Source organism: Pseudomonas sp. FG29 (assembly GCF_057809355.1).
Genome location: NZ_JBMDJU010000022.1, coordinates 1 through 16,518, shown reverse-complemented (window position 1 = coordinate 16,518; position 16,518 = coordinate 1). Strand labels below are relative to the sequence as shown.

Annotated in this window: 21 protein-coding genes; 8 read left to right on the top strand and 13 right to left on the bottom strand. The window is 63.9% G+C overall.

Annotated elements, in window-relative coordinates:
- Positions 1-164: 164 nt before the first annotated feature.
- Positions 165-413 (top strand): hypothetical protein, encoded by a 249-nt coding sequence (locus ACODS1_RS19180; RefSeq protein ID WP_322978023.1) that lies wholly within the window; start codon positions 165-167, stop codon positions 411-413.
- 42 nt (positions 414-455) lie between these two features.
- Here ACODS1_RS19180 and ACODS1_RS19175 read toward each other — a convergent pair whose 3' ends face one another.
- The 3 genes from ACODS1_RS19175 to ACODS1_RS19165 are packed head-to-tail and all read right to left on the bottom strand — an operon-like array spanning position 456 to position 2,085.
- Entirely contained in the window at positions 456-671 is a 216-nt protein-coding gene (locus ACODS1_RS19175) for a DUF3820 family protein (RefSeq protein ID WP_322978144.1), read from the bottom strand.
- A gap of 44 nt (positions 672-715) precedes the next feature.
- Positions 716-1,309: a 2-hydroxychromene-2-carboxylate isomerase gene (locus ACODS1_RS19170; protein WP_489086964.1), complete on the bottom strand. Its 594-nt coding sequence runs from the start codon at positions 1,307-1,309 to the stop codon at positions 716-718.
- A 44-nt stretch (positions 1,310-1,353) separates the two neighbouring features.
- Positions 1,354-2,085, bottom strand: a complete 732-nt coding sequence (locus tag ACODS1_RS19165) for an SDR family oxidoreductase (RefSeq protein ID WP_489086913.1) — start codon at positions 2,083-2,085, stop codon at positions 1,354-1,356.
- A gap of 89 nt (positions 2,086-2,174) precedes the next feature.
- On the opposite strand from ACODS1_RS19165, the gene ACODS1_RS19160 reads away from it, so the two are divergent.
- From ACODS1_RS19160 to ACODS1_RS19135, 6 genes are all read left to right on the top strand, one after another.
- Positions 2,175-2,738, top strand: coding sequence for a TetR/AcrR family transcriptional regulator (locus ACODS1_RS19160; protein ID WP_489086912.1), 564 nt, complete (start codon positions 2,175-2,177; stop codon positions 2,736-2,738).
- 49 nt (positions 2,739-2,787) lie between these two features.
- A complete protein-coding gene (locus ACODS1_RS19155; RefSeq protein ID WP_489086911.1) occupies positions 2,788-3,438 on the top strand; it encodes a YceH family protein in 651 nt (216 codons plus the stop codon).
- Between the two features lie 18 nt (positions 3,439-3,456).
- Positions 3,457-3,774, top strand: coding sequence for an I78 family peptidase inhibitor (locus ACODS1_RS19150; protein ID WP_489086910.1), 318 nt, complete (start codon positions 3,457-3,459; stop codon positions 3,772-3,774).
- A gap of 95 nt (positions 3,775-3,869) precedes the next feature.
- A complete protein-coding gene (locus ACODS1_RS19145) occupies positions 3,870-4,322 on the top strand; it encodes a MarR family winged helix-turn-helix transcriptional regulator (protein ID WP_322978029.1) in 453 nt (150 codons plus the stop codon).
- Positions 4,323-4,637: 315 nt separating this feature from the next.
- Positions 4,638-5,063 (top strand): organic hydroperoxide resistance protein, encoded by a 426-nt coding sequence (locus ACODS1_RS19140; RefSeq protein ID WP_106735689.1) that lies wholly within the window; start codon positions 4,638-4,640, stop codon positions 5,061-5,063.
- A gap of 51 nt (positions 5,064-5,114) precedes the next feature.
- Positions 5,115-6,131 (top strand): alpha/beta hydrolase, encoded by a 1,017-nt coding sequence (locus tag ACODS1_RS19135; RefSeq protein ID WP_489086909.1) that lies wholly within the window; start codon positions 5,115-5,117, stop codon positions 6,129-6,131.
- A 122-nt stretch (positions 6,132-6,253) separates the two neighbouring features.
- On the opposite strand, the gene ACODS1_RS19130 is transcribed toward ACODS1_RS19135, so the two are convergent.
- The 5 genes from ACODS1_RS19130 to ACODS1_RS19110 all read right to left on the bottom strand — a co-directional run bounded on the left by ACODS1_RS19130 (position 6,254) and on the right by ACODS1_RS19110 (position 11,413).
- Positions 6,254-7,621, bottom strand: a complete 1,368-nt coding sequence (locus tag ACODS1_RS19130; protein WP_489086908.1) for an aspartate aminotransferase family protein — start codon at positions 7,619-7,621, stop codon at positions 6,254-6,256.
- Positions 7,622-7,787: 166 nt separating this feature from the next.
- On the bottom strand, positions 7,788-9,134 hold the full coding sequence (locus tag ACODS1_RS19125; RefSeq protein WP_489086907.1) for a glutamine synthetase family protein: 1,347 nt from the start codon (positions 9,132-9,134) through the stop codon (positions 7,788-7,790).
- Positions 9,135-9,160: 26 nt separating this feature from the next.
- Positions 9,161-9,718 carry a helix-turn-helix domain-containing protein gene (locus ACODS1_RS19120; protein ID WP_125836536.1) on the bottom strand — a complete coding sequence of 186 codons (558 nt, stop codon included), beginning with the start codon at positions 9,716-9,718 and terminating at the stop codon, positions 9,161-9,163.
- Positions 9,719-9,734: 16 nt separating this feature from the next.
- Positions 9,735-11,024 (bottom strand): NAD(P)/FAD-dependent oxidoreductase, encoded by a 1,290-nt coding sequence (locus ACODS1_RS19115; protein WP_489086906.1) that lies wholly within the window; start codon positions 11,022-11,024, stop codon positions 9,735-9,737.
- Between the two features lie 89 nt (positions 11,025-11,113).
- Entirely contained in the window at positions 11,114-11,413 is a 300-nt protein-coding gene (locus ACODS1_RS19110; RefSeq protein WP_489086905.1) for an antibiotic biosynthesis monooxygenase, read from the bottom strand.
- 344 nt (positions 11,414-11,757) lie between these two features.
- On the opposite strand from ACODS1_RS19110, the gene ACODS1_RS19105 reads away from it, so the two are divergent.
- A complete protein-coding gene (locus ACODS1_RS19105; protein ID WP_489086904.1) occupies positions 11,758-12,705 on the top strand; it encodes an AraC family transcriptional regulator in 948 nt (315 codons plus the stop codon).
- A 54-nt stretch (positions 12,706-12,759) separates the two neighbouring features.
- Here ACODS1_RS19105 and ACODS1_RS19100 read toward each other — a convergent pair whose 3' ends face one another.
- The 5 genes from ACODS1_RS19100 to ACODS1_RS19080 form a co-directional block, all read right to left on the bottom strand.
- Positions 12,760-13,908: an acyl-CoA dehydrogenase family protein gene (locus ACODS1_RS19100; protein WP_489086903.1), complete on the bottom strand. Its 1,149-nt coding sequence runs from the start codon at positions 13,906-13,908 to the stop codon at positions 12,760-12,762.
- Between the two features lie 66 nt (positions 13,909-13,974).
- Positions 13,975-14,556 carry an eCIS core domain-containing protein gene (locus ACODS1_RS19095; RefSeq protein WP_489086902.1) on the bottom strand — a complete coding sequence of 194 codons (582 nt, stop codon included), beginning with the start codon at positions 14,554-14,556 and terminating at the stop codon, positions 13,975-13,977.
- A 26-nt stretch (positions 14,557-14,582) separates the two neighbouring features.
- The gene (gene recR / locus ACODS1_RS19090) at positions 14,583-15,182 is read right to left on the bottom strand and encodes a recombination mediator RecR (RefSeq protein ID WP_489086901.1); all 600 of its coding nucleotides are present in this window, start codon (positions 15,180-15,182) and stop codon (positions 14,583-14,585) included.
- Positions 15,183-15,394: 212 nt separating this feature from the next.
- Positions 15,395-15,721 carry a YbaB/EbfC family nucleoid-associated protein gene (locus tag ACODS1_RS19085; protein WP_003460931.1) on the bottom strand — a complete coding sequence of 109 codons (327 nt, stop codon included), beginning with the start codon at positions 15,719-15,721 and terminating at the stop codon, positions 15,395-15,397.
- Positions 15,722-15,745: 24 nt separating this feature from the next.
- On the bottom strand, positions 15,746-16,518 hold a 773-nt coding region (locus ACODS1_RS19080), incomplete at its 5' end, for a DNA polymerase III subunit gamma/tau C-terminal domain-containing protein (protein WP_489086900.1).

Sequence of the window (16,518 nt, the reverse complement as noted above, 5' to 3'; positions counted from 1 at the left end):
CCGGCCCTGCGCGTTTGTCGGCTCACGCTCGGCAGCTCGGTGTCTGCGCTAAGGTGAAAGGCAGACGCACCACTCATCCACGCGGCGCCGCTCCCGGCTCCCGGCTGGAACCTCGGTGTGGCGTCGACACCGAGGGCGGCGCCTCGACCGAGGAGGCCACGCTCATGAGCGCGCTCACCTGCACCCACCGCGACCACACCATCCGCGCCACGGTGATGGAACACCCCGGCCTGCCCACTCCCTGGGCGGGCGGCTGCCAGATCACCGATCCTGACGGCAAGACCAGCAAACGCCTTACCCTGCCGATGGACTACGCCTTCATGACCGACCTGGACAAGGCCCAGCGGGCGTCCATTGCCCACGGCAAATGGCTGGTGGATCAGAAGCTGGATCACGGCCGTCACTGGCATTGACGGTGCGGGGTCGCACCGCTCGTGGCCCGGATGCAAGCCGGGCTACGAACGCTTGCGCAGGGGGTCGAGCAGCGGCTTGAGGCCGTTGTGATCGATCTCCTGCATCAAAGCCAGCAACTGCCCCAGCTCGCCCTTGGGAAAGCCTTCGCGGGCGAACCAGTTGAGGTAGTGGCCTGGCAGGTCGGCGATCAACCGATCCTTGTACTTGCCGTAGGGCATACGGCGGGTCACCAGGAGTTTCAGCGCTTCGGGGTTCATCATGGGCTCGGCTGGCAGGAAAACGCCTGCCATTGTGCCAGGCCTCAGCGGCAAAGGGCTTCACGAACGAAGTCGAGCCGATCCTGGCCGAAGAACATCTCGCCACCGACGAAGCAGGTCGGCGCGCCGAACACGCCACGCTTCACCGCTTCTTCGGTGGTGGCCTTGAGTGCGTCCTTGACTGCTGGCTCGGCGATCTGTGCCTGCAACGCGGCGACGTCGAAGCCGGCGCCGGCCAGTACCTCGGCCACCTTGAGAGGATCGGCGAGATTGGCTCCCTCCACCCACAAGGCCTGAAACAGCGCCTGCAATGCGGCTTCGAAGCGCGCGGGCTGATGCAGTTGCACGGCGACCAGCAGGCGCATCAGCGTCAGGGTATTGATGGGGAAATGCGGATTGAAGCACATCGGCACGCCATAGCGTTCGGCGAAGCGGGCCAGGTCGCGCATCATGTAGCGGCCCTTGGCGGGGATCATCGCCGGCGACGCATTGCCGGTGGCCTGGAACACGCCACCGAGCAGCATCGGCCGGTACACCAGCTCGGCGCCCGTGGCGTGACAGAGGATGGGGAGCTGGGTATGCGCCAGGTAGGACGCGGGGCTGCCCAGGTCGAAGAAGAATTCCACGGTCTTGCTCATCACTGCCTCCCGGTTGTCGCGGTGCTGATCGATCCGATCCATGCTCACCAGCGCTCCATCCAGGGGCGCAAATCCAGCTCGAAAGTCCAGGCATCGCGTGGCTGACTGTGCAGGTACCAGTAGCTGTCGGCGATGTGCTGCGGATCGAGGATGCCATCCTGATCCTTCAGTGCATAACGCTCGGGGAAATTATCACGGATGAAGGCCGTGTCGATGGCACCGTCGACGACGACATGGGCGACATGCACGTTCAACGGTCCCAGCTCACGGGCCATGCTCTGCGCCAACGCGCGGATGCCGTGCTTGGCGCCCGCGAATGCGGCGAAACCCGCTGCTCCGCGCAGGCCTGCAGTCGCGCCGGTGAAGAGGATAGTACCGCGCCCACGGGCGACCATGCGTTTGGCCACGGCCTGGCTGGTGAGAAAACCTGCGAAGCAGGCCATCTCCCAGACCTTGAAGTATTTGCGCGCGGTTTCTTCGAGGATGCTGCACGGCACGTTGGCGCCGATGTTGAACACCATGACCTCGATCGGCCCGATGTCGCGCTCGATACCTTCGACCAGTTCGGCCACCTGCTCCTCGCGCCGCGCATCGGAGGCGAAGCCATGGGCCTCACCGCCTTCGCTGCGGATCGTCTCCAGCAGCGGCTGCAGCTTGTCCAGGCTGCGCCGGGTCACGCAGGCGACATAGCCCTCGCGGGCGAAACGGCGAGCAATGGCGCCGCCCGTGGCATCGCCGGCACCGATGATCAGGGCGACTTTCTTGTTCTCGTTCATGGCCTCTCCTATTGACTAACGATCGTTAGCTGAACGAACGTTATGCCTCGCCTGACCATCGGTCAAGCCAGCACGGCAAGGAGTCGATCATGCGCTATTGCGCCGAACACAAAGCAGCAACCCGCGAGCGCCTGCTCACCGGCAGCAGCGCACTGGCCAAGCAGCAGGGCTTCGCCGTGACCGGCGTGGATGCCCTGATGAAGACCATCGGCCTGAGCGGCGCCGCCTTCTACGGTCACTTCCCCAGCAAGGACGCGCTGTTCACCGAGCTGATCGAACGTGAACTGGGCAACAGCCTGGAACGCCTCGCTGGATCGCCAGGCGACGGGCGCGACACGCTGAAACGCTGCCTGCATGCCTACCTCAGCCTGGCGCACGTCGAGCAACCGGACAAAGGCTGCGTGCTGCCAACGCTGGGCGCGGAAATCGCCCGCGCGGACGAGTCCGTGCGACAGCTGACCGAGCAGCACATCCTGCGCCTGCAGCAGGCCTGGGCCGAAATTCTCGGCGATGGCCAACTGGCCTGGAGCCTCCTCGCCCAGTGCCTGGGCAGCCTGATGCTGGCGCGCATGATGGCCAGCACGGAGTCTCGCCAGCAGGTGCTGGATGCCAGCCGTGACATGCTCGAATACACATTGCAGTCTGTCGGCTGAGCGCGGATGCCGTTAGGCTAGGCAGGTCTTTTCTGCCCAGGATCGAGTCATGCCCCACACCCCCTCCCCGCTGGTTGGTGAAACCCCACTGCATGCCATCGAAGTCCGCATCCTCGGTTGCCTGATCGAAAAGCAGCTCACCACGCCGGAAAGCTACCCGCTGACCCTCAATGCGCTGCAACTGGCCTGTAACCAGAAGACCAGCCGCGAGCCGCTGATGAGCCTGGAAACCGGCGAAGTCGGCCGCTACCTGCGCAGCCTGGAAGGCCGCAAGCTGGTGCACCTGGTAATGGGCAGCCGCGCCGACCGCTGGGAACAGCGTTGCGACAAGCAACTGGAACTGGTCAAGCCGCAAACCGTGCTGCTCGGCCTACTGCTGTTGCGCGGGCCGCAGACGCTGAACGAACTGCTCACCCGCAGCAATCGCATGCACGATTTCGACGACGTAGACGACGTCCAGCACCAACTGGAGCGTCTGATTAGCCGTGGCCTGGCCGTGCTGCTGCCGCGCCAGAGTGGCCAGCGCGAGGATCGCTACATGCATCTGCTGGGCGAGCCTGCCGATCTGGAAAGCCTGCTCGCCAACCGCCCTCAGAACCGCAGCGAGGCTTCGGCACCTAACGATGATCGTCTGGTCGAACTGGAAGCGCGCATCGTCGCACTCGAAGAACGTCTGGCGCGCTTGGAAGGCGCGCAGTAACCCAAAGGAGCTCATGCATTGAATTTCAAGACTCGTTTCTGCCTCATCCTCGGCGCCACCCTGATCGCTGCCGGCTGCAGCAGCACGGCGGACAAACCGGCCGCCGCCGCGGCCCCGAGCGGCCCGACGCCCGATAGCTGCACTTCCTCAGTGGTAGAACACCTCAAGGGCCAGACCGCCACGCCGGAGTTGCTGGAGCAAGCCCGCCAGCAGGCTGGTGCCAGTAGCGCACGCATCCTCACCCCGACCAGCGTGGTGACCCTGGAATACAACCGCCAGCGCCTGAACCTCAATGTGGATGAGCAACGCGTCATCACGCGCGTGACCTGCGGCTAAGCCTCGCCCTGGTGCGGGCTTGCCCGCACCAACCTCTGGCGCAGTTATCATTAGCGCGCTAACTTGAACCTCCCGCCACCTAACAGGCCGCTGCCATGACCACTCCCGTGGAACCCTGCGCCGAGCTGCTGCTGGACAACCAGCTGTGCTTCGCCCTCTATTCCACCTCGCTGATGATGACCAAGACCTACAAGCCGCTGCTGCAGGCACTGGGGCTCACCTACCCGCAGTACCTGGCCATGCTGGTGCTGTGGGAGAACGAAGGCATCACCGTCAGCGAAATCAGCGCCCGCATGCTCACCGACCCGGGCTCGCTCACCCCGCTGCTCAAGCGCCTGGAGAGCGAGGGCCTGCTGCAGCGCCAACGCAGCAGCCAGGACGAGCGCGTGGTGCAGTTGCATCTGACCGACAAGGGCCGTGCTCTGCACGAACAGGCCAAGGCATTGCCGGCCTGCATCCTCAAGGCCTCGGGGCTCGACCTGCCGACCCTGGGCAAGTTGCGTGACGACCTGGTCGACCTGCGCCAGCACCTGCAGGACGCGCTCTGATCGCGGGCGATGCGAGCCATCGCCCCGTCCGCCCTCACTCTCCCCGCCTGACCTGCCCTACCAGCCTGCCCCTCCTGCGCCTTCCATACCCTGCCAGACGGCTTCCGCGTGAGCGCAAGATGGCCACCCCAATACGGCTCTAGCCCTCGCCGCATCTGCTTATTCCATCGAACACTGACCCTAGAACCAAATACTTTATAGATTTATCTTGCGCGCAAAACATATGCGCACTAAAGTTCACCCCATGGAAACGGTTAGCGCACAAATGATTAGCGAACCAATCCATCATTCACTGACCTAACGAGGAATATCGCCATGACTATCGAAAACGTTCTCTACCGCGCCACCGCTGAAGCCTTTGGTGGCCGTGAAGGCCGCGCCGTTTCTTCCGACGGCATTCTGGACATCGCCCTCACCACGCCGAAAGAACTCGGCGGCGCTGGCGGCAACGGCACCAACCCGGAACAACTCTTCGCTGCCGGCTACTCTGCCTGCTTCCTGGGTGCCCTGAAGTTCGTCGCCGCTCGCGACAAGCTGAGCATCCCGGCGGACACCTTCATCGAAGGCACCGTGGGCATCGGCGCCATCCCCACCGGCTTCGGCATCGAAGTGGAACTGCGCATCAGCCTGCCGGGCCTGGATCGCGACGCCGCGCAAACCCTGGTGGATCGCGCGCACATCGTCTGCCCGTACTCCAACGCCACCCGCGGCAACATCGACGTCACCCTGACCATCGTCTGACCGATCCGGCGCCGGGCTTCCCGGCGCCCTCCCACTAAAAGGAGCAGGAACATGAACATCTCGCGCACCCTCACCGCTGGCTTGCTCGCCCTGGCCATCAACAGCAGCTTTGCCGCCGGCAGCCCCGGCGTGGAACAAACCACTCAGGGCTTCCTCGATGCCCTGGCCGCTGGCGGCGGGCAGCCGCTGGAAAGCCTTTCGCCGAAAGACGCCCGTGCCGTGCTGGTCGGCGCTCAGGCCGGGGTCAAGGTGGATGTGTCAGGTATCGTGGTCGACACCAAGGTGATCCAGGTGAATGGCCAGTCGCTCACCCTCAAGGTGGTACGACCCGAAGGTGCGCGCGGCATTCTGCCGGGCTTCATGTTCTTCCACGGCGGTGGCTGGGTGCTGGGCGACTATCCGACCCACGCACGCCTGATCCGCGACTTGGTGGTGGGCTCTGGCGCGGCGGCGATCTACGTCGACTACACGCCGTCGCCTGAGGCCAAGTACCCGACCGCGATCAACCAGGCCTATGCCGCGACCCAATGGGTGGCCGACAACGGCAGCCAGATCGGTGTCGACGGTTCGCGCCTGGCCGTGGCCGGCAACAGTGTTGGCGGCAATATGGCAGCCGTGGTGGCCATCAAGGCCAGGGAAGCCGGTACGCCGAAACTGCGCGCCCAGGTGCTGCTGTGGCCAGTGACCGATGCCAACTTCAACAATGCATCGTACAACCAGTTCGCCGAAGGCCACTTCCTGACCCGCGGCATGATGGAATGGTTCTGGGACAACTACACCACCGACCCGAAACAGCGTAACGAGATCTATGCCTCGCCATTGCGCGCCAGCCTGGAACAGCTCAAAGGCCTGCCGCCTGCGCTGGTGCAGACCGCCGAGATGGACGTGTTGCGCGACGAGGGCGAAGCCTACGCACGCCGTCTGAACGCCGCCGGCGTCCCGGTGACCGCCGTGCGCTACAACGGCATGATCCACGACTATGGCCTGCTCAATGTGGTGGCTGAAGTGCCAGCGGTACGCACTGCCCTGGATCAGGCCGCGCAGACGCTGAAAAACAGCCTCAAGTAAGTGGCTGAAAAAACAAAACCCCGCCACCGTTGACGGTTGCGGGGTTTCCTTTTTTTGTGGGGTGGCTTTTAGCTCTGGGTTGTTCCGGTCGCGGCTAAAGCCCCTCCCACAATACCGCGAGATTACGCCAAGCTACGCACCTGCTCCCAGGTCAGATCCAGGCACTTGCGCGCTTTCTCGACCAGCTCATCCACTTCCGCCTGGCTGATCACCAGAGGCGGCGCAATAATCATGGTGTCGCCCACCGCGCGCATGATCAGACCGTTGTTGAAGCAGTGCCCACGACAGACCATACCCACGCCCACATCCCCCGAGAAGCGCTTGCGCGTGGCCTTGTCCTGCACCAATTCGATGGCGCCGAGCATGCCGACGCCGCGCACTTCGCCCACCAGAGGATGATCCGCCAGCTCACGCAGGCGCTTTTGCAGGTAGGGCGAGGTTTCTGCCTTGACCCGCTCGACGATGCCTTCTTCCTTGAGAATGCGCAGGTTCTCCAAACCCACCGCTGCCGCCACCGGGTGCCCGGAGTAGGTGAAACCGTGGTTGAAGTCGCCGTGCGCCTCGATCACCTCGAACACCTTGTCGCTGACGATCAGCCCGCCCATCGGCACGTAACCCGAGGTCAGGCCCTTGGCGATGGTCATCAGATCAGGCTTGAGACCGTAGTACTGGCTGCCGAACCACTCGCCGGTACGGCCGAAGCCGCAGATCACTTCGTCGGCGACGAACAAGATGTCGTACTTGGCGAGGATTTCCTTGATGCGCGGCCAGTAGGTGTCCGGCGGGATGATCACGCCACCGGCGCCCTGGATCGGCTCGGCGATAAAGGCCGCCACGTTTTCCTCGCCCAGTTCGAGAATCTTCTTCTCCAACTGCTCAGCCGCCCAGATGCCGAAGGCGTCCGGTGTCATGTCGCCGCCCTCGCCGAACCAGTACGGCTGCGGGATATGGGCGATGCCCGGAATCGGCAGGTCGCCCTGCTCGTGCATGAACTTCATGCCGCCGAGGCTGGCGCCGGCTACGGTGGAGCCGTGGTAGCCGTTGTCGCGGCCGATGATGATTTTCTTGTTCGGCAGGCCTTTGCACGCCCAGTAGTGGCGTACCAGGCGCAGCATGGTGTCATTGCCTTCGGAACCCGAACCGGTGAAGAACACGTGGTTCATGCCGGCCGGCGCCAGTTGGGAGATAGCGTGGGCCAGTTCCAGCACTGGCGGGTGCGCGGTCTGGAAGAAGGTGTTGTAGAACGGCAGTTGCAACATCTGTTTGGAAGCTGCAGCGACCAGTTCCTCGCGGCCGTAGCCGACGGCCACGCACCACAGGCCGGCCATGCCATCGAGGATCTTGTTGCCCTCGCTGTCCCACAGGTGCACACCCTTGGCTTCGGTGATGATGCGCGGGCCCTTCTCGGCCAGCTGCTTGTAATCACTGAACGGCGCCAGGTGGTGAGCCTGGCTCAGCGCCTGCCAATGTGCGGTTTTCGAGTTATTCATATCGTCTCCTCAGAAACAGCCCACGACCTGCTGCGCGTCGGCTAAACGGCGTTGAAATCCCCTCAGAATGCTCATTTACAGCTCGTAAACTCCGCTTCCTCGGGCGATTTCGCCACCGTTTATCTCTAGCTCGCAAAATCGTGAGCAAGTTCTTAGCTTCGGGACATCACAGGTACCAGCGGTATTCGCGCGGGCTGATGTCGTGCATGAAGGCCAGGTGATCCTGGCGTTTGTTCTCGCAATAGACCATGACGAACTCGCTGCCGAGGCCGGCGGCGACGCGCTCGCTGGCCTGCATGCGGCGCACGGCGTCGAGCATGTCCTTGGGAAAGTCGACGCCGCTGGAGCGGTCGTCATTCAGGGGTGCGATGGGCTCGACCTGGGCGTCTAAGCCCTGCTCGATACTGGTCAGCAATGCTGCCAGCACCAGATAGGGGTTGGCGTCTGCGCCCGGCAGGCGGAATTCCAGGCGCAGGTTGCGCGCGTCGGACTCGGGAATGCGCACGCAGGCGTCGCGATCCTCGAAGCCCCAGCTGGCCTTGCTCGCCGAGTTCACCTGAGCGCCGAAGCGACGGTAGCTGTTGTGGTTTGGCGCGTAGATCGGCATCAGCTCTGGCAGCAGTTCCAGACAACCGGCCACGGCATGCCGCAGCGGGCGCTGCTCGTCGCGGGCCAGCAGGTTGTCGCCGGCCTCGTCGTACAGGCTGACGTGGATGTGCATGCCGCTGCCCGGATACTGCAGGTACGGCTTGGCCATGAAGCTGGCGCGATGGCCATGCTTCAGCGCCACACCGCGGGTCAGCCGGCAGAACAGCGCCGACCAGTCGGCCGCCTGCATGGGATCGGCGTTATGGCTGAAGTTGATCTCGAACTGACCCGGGCCGATCTCGGCGGTGATCACCGTGGTATCGATGCCCTGCAGCCGCGCGGTCTCGGCAATGTCGTCGAGCACGTCGGCGAAACGCGAGAGACGCTCGATGTGCATGTTCGGCTGATCATCGGCATCGCCGCTCAGGTCATCGCGCGGGTACTGCGGCAGACCGTCCTTGAGCGCCTTGTCGAACAGGTAGAACTCCAGCTCGAAGGCCACCACCGGGCGGATGCCACGCGCGGCCAAGCGCTGCACCACGCGCGCCAGCACCTCGCGCGGTTCGAACTCGATGGGCGCTTCGGTGCCGTCGGAGCTGATCAGCATCTGCCCCAGCGGCTGGCGCTCCCAGTTCACCAGCTTGAGCGTGCCGGGAATCAAGCGCCGTGGCGCATCCGGGTCGCCGTCATGGAAGCAGTAGTCGCCAATCTCGTAGAGGCCGCCCTGGGCGCCAAGCAGCACGCAGTTCTGCGGCAACTTCAGGGCGCTGCCGGCGGCAACCTTCTCCAGCATCTCGATGGGGTAGCGCTTGCCGTAGAAATGCCCGGGGATGTCCAGGCAGATCAGGTCGACGAAGCGCACCTCGGGGTGGGCCTGGCGGAATTGGCGGACTTCGTCGAGCAGCTCGACTCGGGTGGCGTTCATTGTGGTTATTTCCGATTCACGGGAGGTCAGGTGTAGATCCACAACACCCGCGCGGGGGTGTCGCCTTGGTTGGCATAACGCAGGCGCGCATAACTCGGCACCTGGAAAACATCGCCGGGGTAAAGCGTGGCGCTCTGTTCGTCCTCGCCCAGCCATAGCGTCAGCTGGCCTTCGAGCACGTAGCCGGCCTGCTCCGAACGGTCGCTCATCTGCCGCTCGCCACTGCTGGCGCCCGGCTCGAGCAGGCTGTCGACCACCATGAAGGCGCCCTGCAGCGTCGGCGAGGCCATGATGTCGGTGATGCCCCCGGCCAGGTAAAGGGTGCGGCGTTCGTCCGGCCGGGTGACCCAGTCCAGCGCCTTGGGCTTGGGCAGGCTGTAGAAATAGGTAGTGGGCACATCGAGCGCCTCGGCGATGGCAGTCAGATCCTCCACCGTAGGTCGCGACAGGCCGCGCTCGACCTGCGAGAGGAAGCCAACCGAGCGGCCGATGCGCTCGGCCAGCTCGTTGAGGGTGACCTTCTTGTGCTTGCGCAGGTCGTGGATAAGCACGGCCAGGGCCGCCATTTCCAGATTCTTGTCCATCTCTGGGCTGTCCATTTCAGAAGCTGTCTCTTAATCGGTACCAGGCCTTGCCAATGGCCTCGAGCGGCGCCGCCAGGCGCTCACCAAATGGAAATGCGGGATTGCGCAGTCGCTGGTAAAGGGCCAGCTCATCGTCATGGCCGAGGATCGCGTCGCTGACAGCCCGCGCCGCCGCGAGCGTGGGCAGCACGCCATGGCCGGAAAAGCCCTGCAGCCAGTAGCGACCGTTCTCGCCACCGATATCCGGCGTGCGCGCACGGGTAATGTCGATATGCCCGCCCCAGGCGAAGTCGATGGCTACGCCTGACAACTGTGGGAATACGCGTTCGAGGAACGGCCGCGTGGCTGCCGCCATGTCCTTTGGTAGGCCGCCCAGGTAGGTGCAGCCGCCGCCGAACAGCAGGCGGTGATCCGGGGTGCGGCGGAAGTAATCGAGGACGAACTGATTGTCGGTGACGCAAGCATTGCGCGGCAGCAACGCCTCGGCGCGCTCCGCACCCAGCGGCGCGGTGGCGATCTGGTAGGTACCGACCGGCAGGATACGCCGGGCCAGGCGTGGTTCCAGAGCGTCGATATAGGTGTTACAGGCCAGCACCAATTGATCGGCTTGCACGCTGCCCTGCTCGGTACGTACGCGGTAGCCCGTGCCCTGCTTGCCCTGACTCAGCGCACGGCTCTGCTCGAATATCTGCCCGCCGGCGCGAACGAAGGCATCGGCCAGACCCAGTGCTAGCTTGAGCGGGTTGAGGTGTCCGGCCTCTGGGTCATAAAGACCAGCCTGATAACGCTCACTGGCGACCCATTGCGGCATCTGCTCACGGGAGACGAACTGCAGCGCGCGATGCCCCCATTTATAGGCGGCCTCTTCCTGCCATTCATGCAGCAGCGCCACGCGGCGCGGCAGCACGGCCGTCCATAGATGGCCACGGCGGTAATCGCAGTCGAAACCATGGCGCTGGGGCAGTTCGCGCAACTCGCGGGCCGCCCAGGTCATGCCATCCCACAGGCGACGGGCACGTTCGAGGCCGAGGGCCTTCTCCAGCGGCGGCATATCGCACGACCAGCCGAGAATCGCCTGGCCGCCGTTACGCCCAGAGGCGGCCCAGGCCACCCGGCTGGCTTCCAGCAGGATCACCCGCTTGCCGGCTTCGGCCAGACGCAGCGCCGTGTGCAGACCGCTGAAACCACCGCCAATCACCACGACATCGCAGCACTGCTCGCCCTGCAACGACGGATAGGCTTTCAACTGCGCGGCACAGGTGGCGGCGTAGTAGCTGTCGACGTGTTGGGTGGACTGACGGAACATGAGCGACTCATGAAATTATCTAAATTTAATTTCATGAAAATCTATAGAGATAAATTCACCAAGGCAAGCTGAGACTGCAATCCCCCGCCTCAGGCAACCTGCTGCAACGTCTCGGCCGTGCATTGCAGATGGGCGATCAGATCAGCACCGATGGCTTCGGCCAGCACACCGCTCAGCACATCGCCAGCCAGAAATGCATTACGTGCTGCAACCGAGCGCCAATGCCCCTCCACGTGCCATACGGCGGCATCGCCGGGGTGTGGCATGACCCTCAGTTGCAGACAGCCCTGGTCATTTTTCGGGATGTTCTCCAGGCGTGCCAGACACTGGCCCAGGCGGATCGCACGATCATGGCGAGCACGTAGCGTCATACGGTGAATGATGCACATGACAACCTCCAGGTATGGGTTCGATTGAATGCGGTAAGTCGCGCCGCAGGTCGATCTGCGCCTGGTTCTCAGGGTTTCGAACAAGCGACAAAGACACGGCGCGATGACCGCAGAGATTAAGTGAGCCGTCCGCCAGGCGTTAGTCGATTACTGGCGTGTTCTTGCCTAAAACTACCTGTAGACGTCTGCGCCACCTCTCCGAGCCAGACCGACTAAATCGGCCGAAATACCCTGTATCACCGGCGCTTTGCCCATTCCTGGCAAATACTTGCCTAATACTGCCGCCATGCATGACTTGCCTGAAAAACCTGGCTAGGCTTCGCCCACTTTTCTGGAGGCTCAGCATGCAGTCCCCCCAATATCACACCGCCACCCTCGAAACCCCGCTGGCCGAACTCAGCCATGAGTTGGCGCGCCTGGTCGAACGCTTCATCCCCGAAGATGGCGTGCACCTGACCGCCATTCCCGGCCTCAAGCTCGCGCGCGCGACGACGCCCAGCCTGCCGATGCAGACGGTCTACGACCCTTGTCTGTGCATCATTGCCCAGGGCAGCAAGGAGATACGCCTGGGTGACGAACTCTACGTCTACGACCCGTTGAATTACCTGGTCGCCTCCGTGGTGCTGCCGGTCACCGGTCGGGTGATCGAGGCAAGCCCCGAGCACCCGTACCTGAGCCTGGCCCTGGAGATCGATCCGGCCCTGATCACCAGCCTGCTGGCCGAGATGCCGCCGCTGCCCGTGCCGGACGCGGCAGCCAGGCGCGCCCTGTTCCTCGACCGCCTCGATCCGCGCCTGCTGGATGCAGTGATCCGGCTGCTGCGCCTGCTGGAAACCCCACGCGATATCGCCATGCTGGCGCCACTGGCACTGCGCGAGATTTTCTACCGCATGCTGCACAGCCCGCAGGGCCATCGCCTGCATGAGGTAGTGATCGCCGATAGCCAGAGCCAACGCATTTCCCGAGCTATCGAATGGCTACGCAAGAACTTCGACAAACCGCTGCGTATCGAGGAACTGGCTCGCGAGGTCAACCTGAGCCCATCGACCCTGCATCATCGCTTCAAGGCCGTCACCGCCTTCAGCCCGTTGCAGTACCAGAAACAGCTGCGCCTGCAGGAAGCGCGTCGGTTGATGCTCTGCGACAACCTCGAGGCAGCGGCGGCGAGCTACCGCGTCGGCTACGAAAGCCCCTCGCAGTTCAGCCGCGAATACAGCCGTTTGTTCGGCGAGCCGCCGCAGCGCGATATCGCCCGCCTGCGCCAGACGGCGCAGAATCAGCAAGCGTCCTGATCCTGGGAGGCGCCTCAGCGGCGGGCTTTTTCGCCTCGTTCAGGCGGGTAGCGGCTATAGCCCCATCTGCTTGGCGATGATCTCGTTCATGATCTCGCGCGTACCGCCACCGATGGAGAGGATGCGGTTGTCGCGGTACAGCCGCTCGACCAGGCTTTCGCGCATGTAACCCATGCCGCCCATGATCTGCACCGCATCGTAGGTAAGGCGGTCGGCGATATCGGTGGCGAAGTTCTTGGCCATGGAGATTTCCTTGATCACGCTCCTGTCGGCCGCCATCTGCGCGGCCTGGCGGTAGGTGAACTCACGGGAGACTTCGAGCTGCGTGGCCATTTCGGCCAGGCGGTGCTTGAGCACCTGGAACTTGCCCACCGGCTTGCCAAACGCCTGGCGCTCGCGCGCCCACTTCATGGACTCCTCCAGTGCCAGTTGCGCGGTCATGTTGGCCATGATCGCAAGACTCAGGCGTTCGCTCTGGAAGTTGGCCATGATGCAGGCGAAGCCGGCGTTCTCCACGCCGATCAGGTTCTCCACCGGCACCTTGCAGTCGTCAAAGAACAGCTCGGCGGTATCGGACGCCCACCAGCCCATCTTCTTCAGCTTGCGCCCGACGGTGAAACCCGGCGTGCCCTTCTCCACCAGCAACAGGCTGACGCCACCGAAACCCTCGCCACCGGTACGCACCGCGACCGTGTAGTAATCGGCACGCACACCACTGGTAATGAAGGTCTTGCTGCCATTGATACGGTAGTGATCGCCGTCACGCACGGCACGGGTCTTGAGATTGGCCACATCGGAGCCACCAGAAGGCTCGGTCACCGCCAGCGCCATGATCTTCTCGCCGACCAGCACCTGCGGCACCACACGCTCGCGCACGGCGGGCTTGGCCCATTTGACGATGGGCGGCAAACCGATATCCAGCGAACCGAGCCCGGCCACCAGTCCGCCCGAGCCACTGCGCATGAGCTCCTCACTGGCCGCGACCTTGGCGAACACGTCGCCCTCGTGGCTGCCGCCGTACTGCTCCGGGTAACCAATACCGAGAATGCCCGCAGCGCCAGCCTTGAGGTACAGCTCGCGAGGGAATTCCTCGACCTCCTCCCACTCATCGATATGCGGCAGGATCTCGCGCTCGACGAAGCGCCGAACGGAATCACGAACCAGTTGGTGGGACTCATCGAAATAGTGCTGAGCGGCGGCCATGCGGGTACTCCCGTTATTGTTTTGGCCACCCTAACCTAGCGCTTGCTTGGTTTTCAAGCGAGCGTTTCATTTCTGCTCGCGTAGCGCCCGCCTCACCCGCGCCTGCATCTCGTAGGCAGGCCCTTCCACTGACTGGAAATCGCGGGTGTAACGCTGGGCGAAGCCATCGGTGCCCCATTCGCGATATTGCTGTACATGCCAGAGTTCGTGTGCCCACAGCGCGGCATCCTCAGCGGCAGCACCGGCATCACGAAACACCACCACATCGACCAGGGTCACGGCCTGCACGTCGGGGTTCTGCAGCATGACGGTGGCGGCATCCATCTCGTCGGTGATGCCGACGCGAAAGCGCACGGAGTCGAGCAGCGCCTCATCGTAAAAGGGTGCGAGCTGCGCGCGAATCATCAGGGGAATGGGTTCGGTGCCGGCTCGCAGCGCTGCCTGGCGGGACTGCAGCAACCACGCTTCCAGCCGCTTCGCCGCCATGTTCAAGCCATCCTCACGCACCCGAACCGGATCCGGCACGCACAGGCAGGAGGCGCCCAGACACACCTGAACCTGCCCAGTCGGGCATGCGCCGGCTTGCGCAGCCACAGGCAGACTCAACAGGAGCAACAGACTGATGCGGCGCAGAGTGTCGGCGGGCACGGGCACTCCGAATGTTGGGGGCGCGATTACAGGCTGATCGGACGTCGGCCGGCCAGGGCATGCGCCAAGGTGCCGCCGTCGACCAGTTCCAGCTCGCCACCCAGCGGCATGCCGTGGGCGATGCGCGAGGCAACCAGGCCCTTGCCAGCAAGAATCTGCGCAATGTAATGCGCCGTGGCTTCACCCTCCACCGTGGGGTTGGTGGCCAGGATCACTTCGCTGAAGGCACCCACCTCGATGCGCGCCAGCAGTTCGGGAATGCCGATGGCTTCCGGGCCGAGGCCATCGAGCGGGGACAGATGCCCCTTGAGCACGAAATAACGGCCGCGGTAGCCGGTCTGCTCCACCGCATGCACATCCATCGGCCCCTCGACGACGCACAACAGGCTGTCATCGCGACGCTCGTCCAGGCACAACTGGCAAAGATCATCCTCGCTCAGGCTGCGGCAGCGCTTGCAGTGGCCCACGCCTTCCATCGCAGCATTCAGCGCCTGAGCCAGACGCCGACCGCCACTGCGATCGCGTTCGAGCAGCTGCAGCGCCATGCGCTGCGCGGTCTTCTGACCAACGCCGGGCAGGATGCGCAGGGAATCGATCAACTGGCGAATCAGGGGGCTGAAGCTCATGGAAGTCCTGCAAAGGTTGGCGGGCAATGATCGGGTGGGCTAAAGCCCACCCTACGAACTGAACATGCGAGCAACACAACTAAGAGTGGCGATCAGGCGGCGTACAGGGCAAGGCGCCGGCGGACGAGGAACCGCAGTGTGCTGGAGCACATGAGGATTCCGAGTTCGCCGGCAACGCCGCCATGTGCGTCGACTGGACGCCACGTGGCCTGTCAGAAAGGCATTTTGAAGCCGGGGGGAAGCTGCATGCCGGCGGTCATGCCGGACATTTTCTCCTGGCTGTTCTGCTCGACCTTGCGCACGGCGTCGTTGACGGCAGCGGCGATCAGGTCTTCGAGCACTTCCTTGTCTTCCTGCATCAGGCTGTCATCCAGGGTGATGCGCTTGACGTCGTGGCGACCGGTCATCACCACGCTGACCAGGCCGGCGCCGGACTGGCCGGTGACTTCGGCATTGGCCAGCTCTTCCTGCATCTTCTGCATCTTTTCCTGCATCTGCTGAGCCTGCTTCATCAGGCCTGCCATGCCACCTTTCATCATGTCGGTATCCTCGGTGTTCGGGGTTTAACTGGGGGTGTCGATCGGTTCGATGCTGCCGTCGCGCACCTTGGCGGCGAATTGCTGGATCATCTGCTGCACCAGCGGATCGGCATGGATCGAGGCCTCGGCGCTGCGCTGTCGCTCGGCACGCTTGCGCGCGGCCGCTTGCGCCGGGGTTTCCTGTTCGGGTTTGCGCAACTCGATGCGCAGTTTGATGCTGCGCCCCTGCTGCTGGTTCAGGGCGTCGTTGAGGCGGCGTTGCTGGGTCGGGTTGAACAAGGCGCTGTGCGCCGGATCCAGGTGCAGCAGCCAGTCGTCGCCATTGGCTTCGATCAGTGTGCAGTTGGCGGCGATGCTGCCGGTCATGCCACCCAGACCGAGCAGCGGGAACAGCGCCAGCCATTCTGCAGCCAGGCCGGTCGCCGGCGCGACGGCAGGCAGCGGCTCGGGCTCGATCTCAGCCTCGGCTTCGCTCGGCAGATCGAAGTCGTAGTCCAGTGCGCCGTTGTCCACCTCGACGTAATCGTAGTCACCGGGTGGCGGCTCTTCGTCGTCGACGAGGGCCACGCCTTCCTGGGGAGCGACTGCCTCGGCAACGGGCGCAGCCTCCACCACAGGCGCCGGCGCCACGCGCGGGGCCGGTTCTGATTCAGCCACGACGGGCGCCTCGACCTGGGGCACGGCCGCAGGCACTGGCTCCCAAGGCAGATCGACAGGTGCAGCCACTTCCGCCACGGCAACCGGCTCAGGCTCAGGCTCAGGCTCAGGCTCAGGCTCAGGCTCAGGCTCAGGCTCAG

Bases quoted from the DNA above. Each gene is read 5' to 3' on its own strand.
- ACODS1_RS19145 (WP_322978029.1), top strand. From the start codon at position 3,870: ATGACCACTCCCGTGGAACCCTGCGCCGAGCTGCTGCTGGACAACCAG.
- ACODS1_RS19170 (WP_489086964.1), bottom strand. From the start codon at position 1,309: ATGAGCAAGACCGTGGAATTCTTCTTCGACCTGGGCAGCCCCGCGTCC.
- ACODS1_RS19120 (WP_125836536.1), bottom strand. From the start codon at position 9,718: ATGGACAAGAATCTGGAAATGGCGGCCCTGGCCGTGCTTATCCACGAC.
- ACODS1_RS19180 (WP_322978023.1), top strand. From the start codon at position 165: ATGAGCGCGCTCACCTGCACCCACCGCGACCACACCATCCGCGCCACG.
- ACODS1_RS19155 (WP_489086911.1), top strand. From the start codon at position 2,788: ATGCCCCACACCCCCTCCCCGCTGGTTGGTGAAACCCCACTGCATGCC.
- ACODS1_RS19175 (WP_322978144.1), bottom strand. From the start codon at position 671: ATGAACCCCGAAGCGCTGAAACTCCTGGTGACCCGCCGTATGCCCTAC.
- recR (WP_489086901.1), bottom strand. From the start codon at position 15,182: ATGAGCTTCAGCCCCCTGATTCGCCAGTTGATCGATTCCCTGCGCATC.
- ACODS1_RS19110 (WP_489086905.1), bottom strand. From the start codon at position 11,413: ATGTGCATCATTCACCGTATGACGCTACGTGCTCGCCATGATCGTGCG.
- ACODS1_RS19100 (WP_489086903.1), bottom strand. From the start codon at position 13,908: ATGGCCGCCGCTCAGCACTATTTCGATGAGTCCCACCAACTGGTTCGT.
- ACODS1_RS19085 (WP_003460931.1), bottom strand. From the start codon at position 15,721: ATGATGAAAGGTGGCATGGCAGGCCTGATGAAGCAGGCTCAGCAGATG.
- ACODS1_RS19140 (WP_106735689.1), top strand. From the start codon at position 4,638: ATGACTATCGAAAACGTTCTCTACCGCGCCACCGCTGAAGCCTTTGGT.
- ACODS1_RS19125 (WP_489086907.1), bottom strand. From the start codon at position 9,134: ATGAACGCCACCCGAGTCGAGCTGCTCGACGAAGTCCGCCAATTCCGC.
- ACODS1_RS19135 (WP_489086909.1), top strand. From the start codon at position 5,115: ATGAACATCTCGCGCACCCTCACCGCTGGCTTGCTCGCCCTGGCCATC.
- ACODS1_RS19105 (WP_489086904.1), top strand. From the start codon at position 11,758: ATGCAGTCCCCCCAATATCACACCGCCACCCTCGAAACCCCGCTGGCC.
- ACODS1_RS19165 (WP_489086913.1), bottom strand. From the start codon at position 2,085: ATGAACGAGAACAAGAAAGTCGCCCTGATCATCGGTGCCGGCGATGCC.
- ACODS1_RS19115 (WP_489086906.1), bottom strand. From the start codon at position 11,024: ATGTTCCGTCAGTCCACCCAACACGTCGACAGCTACTACGCCGCCACC.
- ACODS1_RS19160 (WP_489086912.1), top strand. From the start codon at position 2,175: ATGCGCTATTGCGCCGAACACAAAGCAGCAACCCGCGAGCGCCTGCTC.
- ACODS1_RS19130 (WP_489086908.1), bottom strand. From the start codon at position 7,621: ATGAATAACTCGAAAACCGCACATTGGCAGGCGCTGAGCCAGGCTCAC.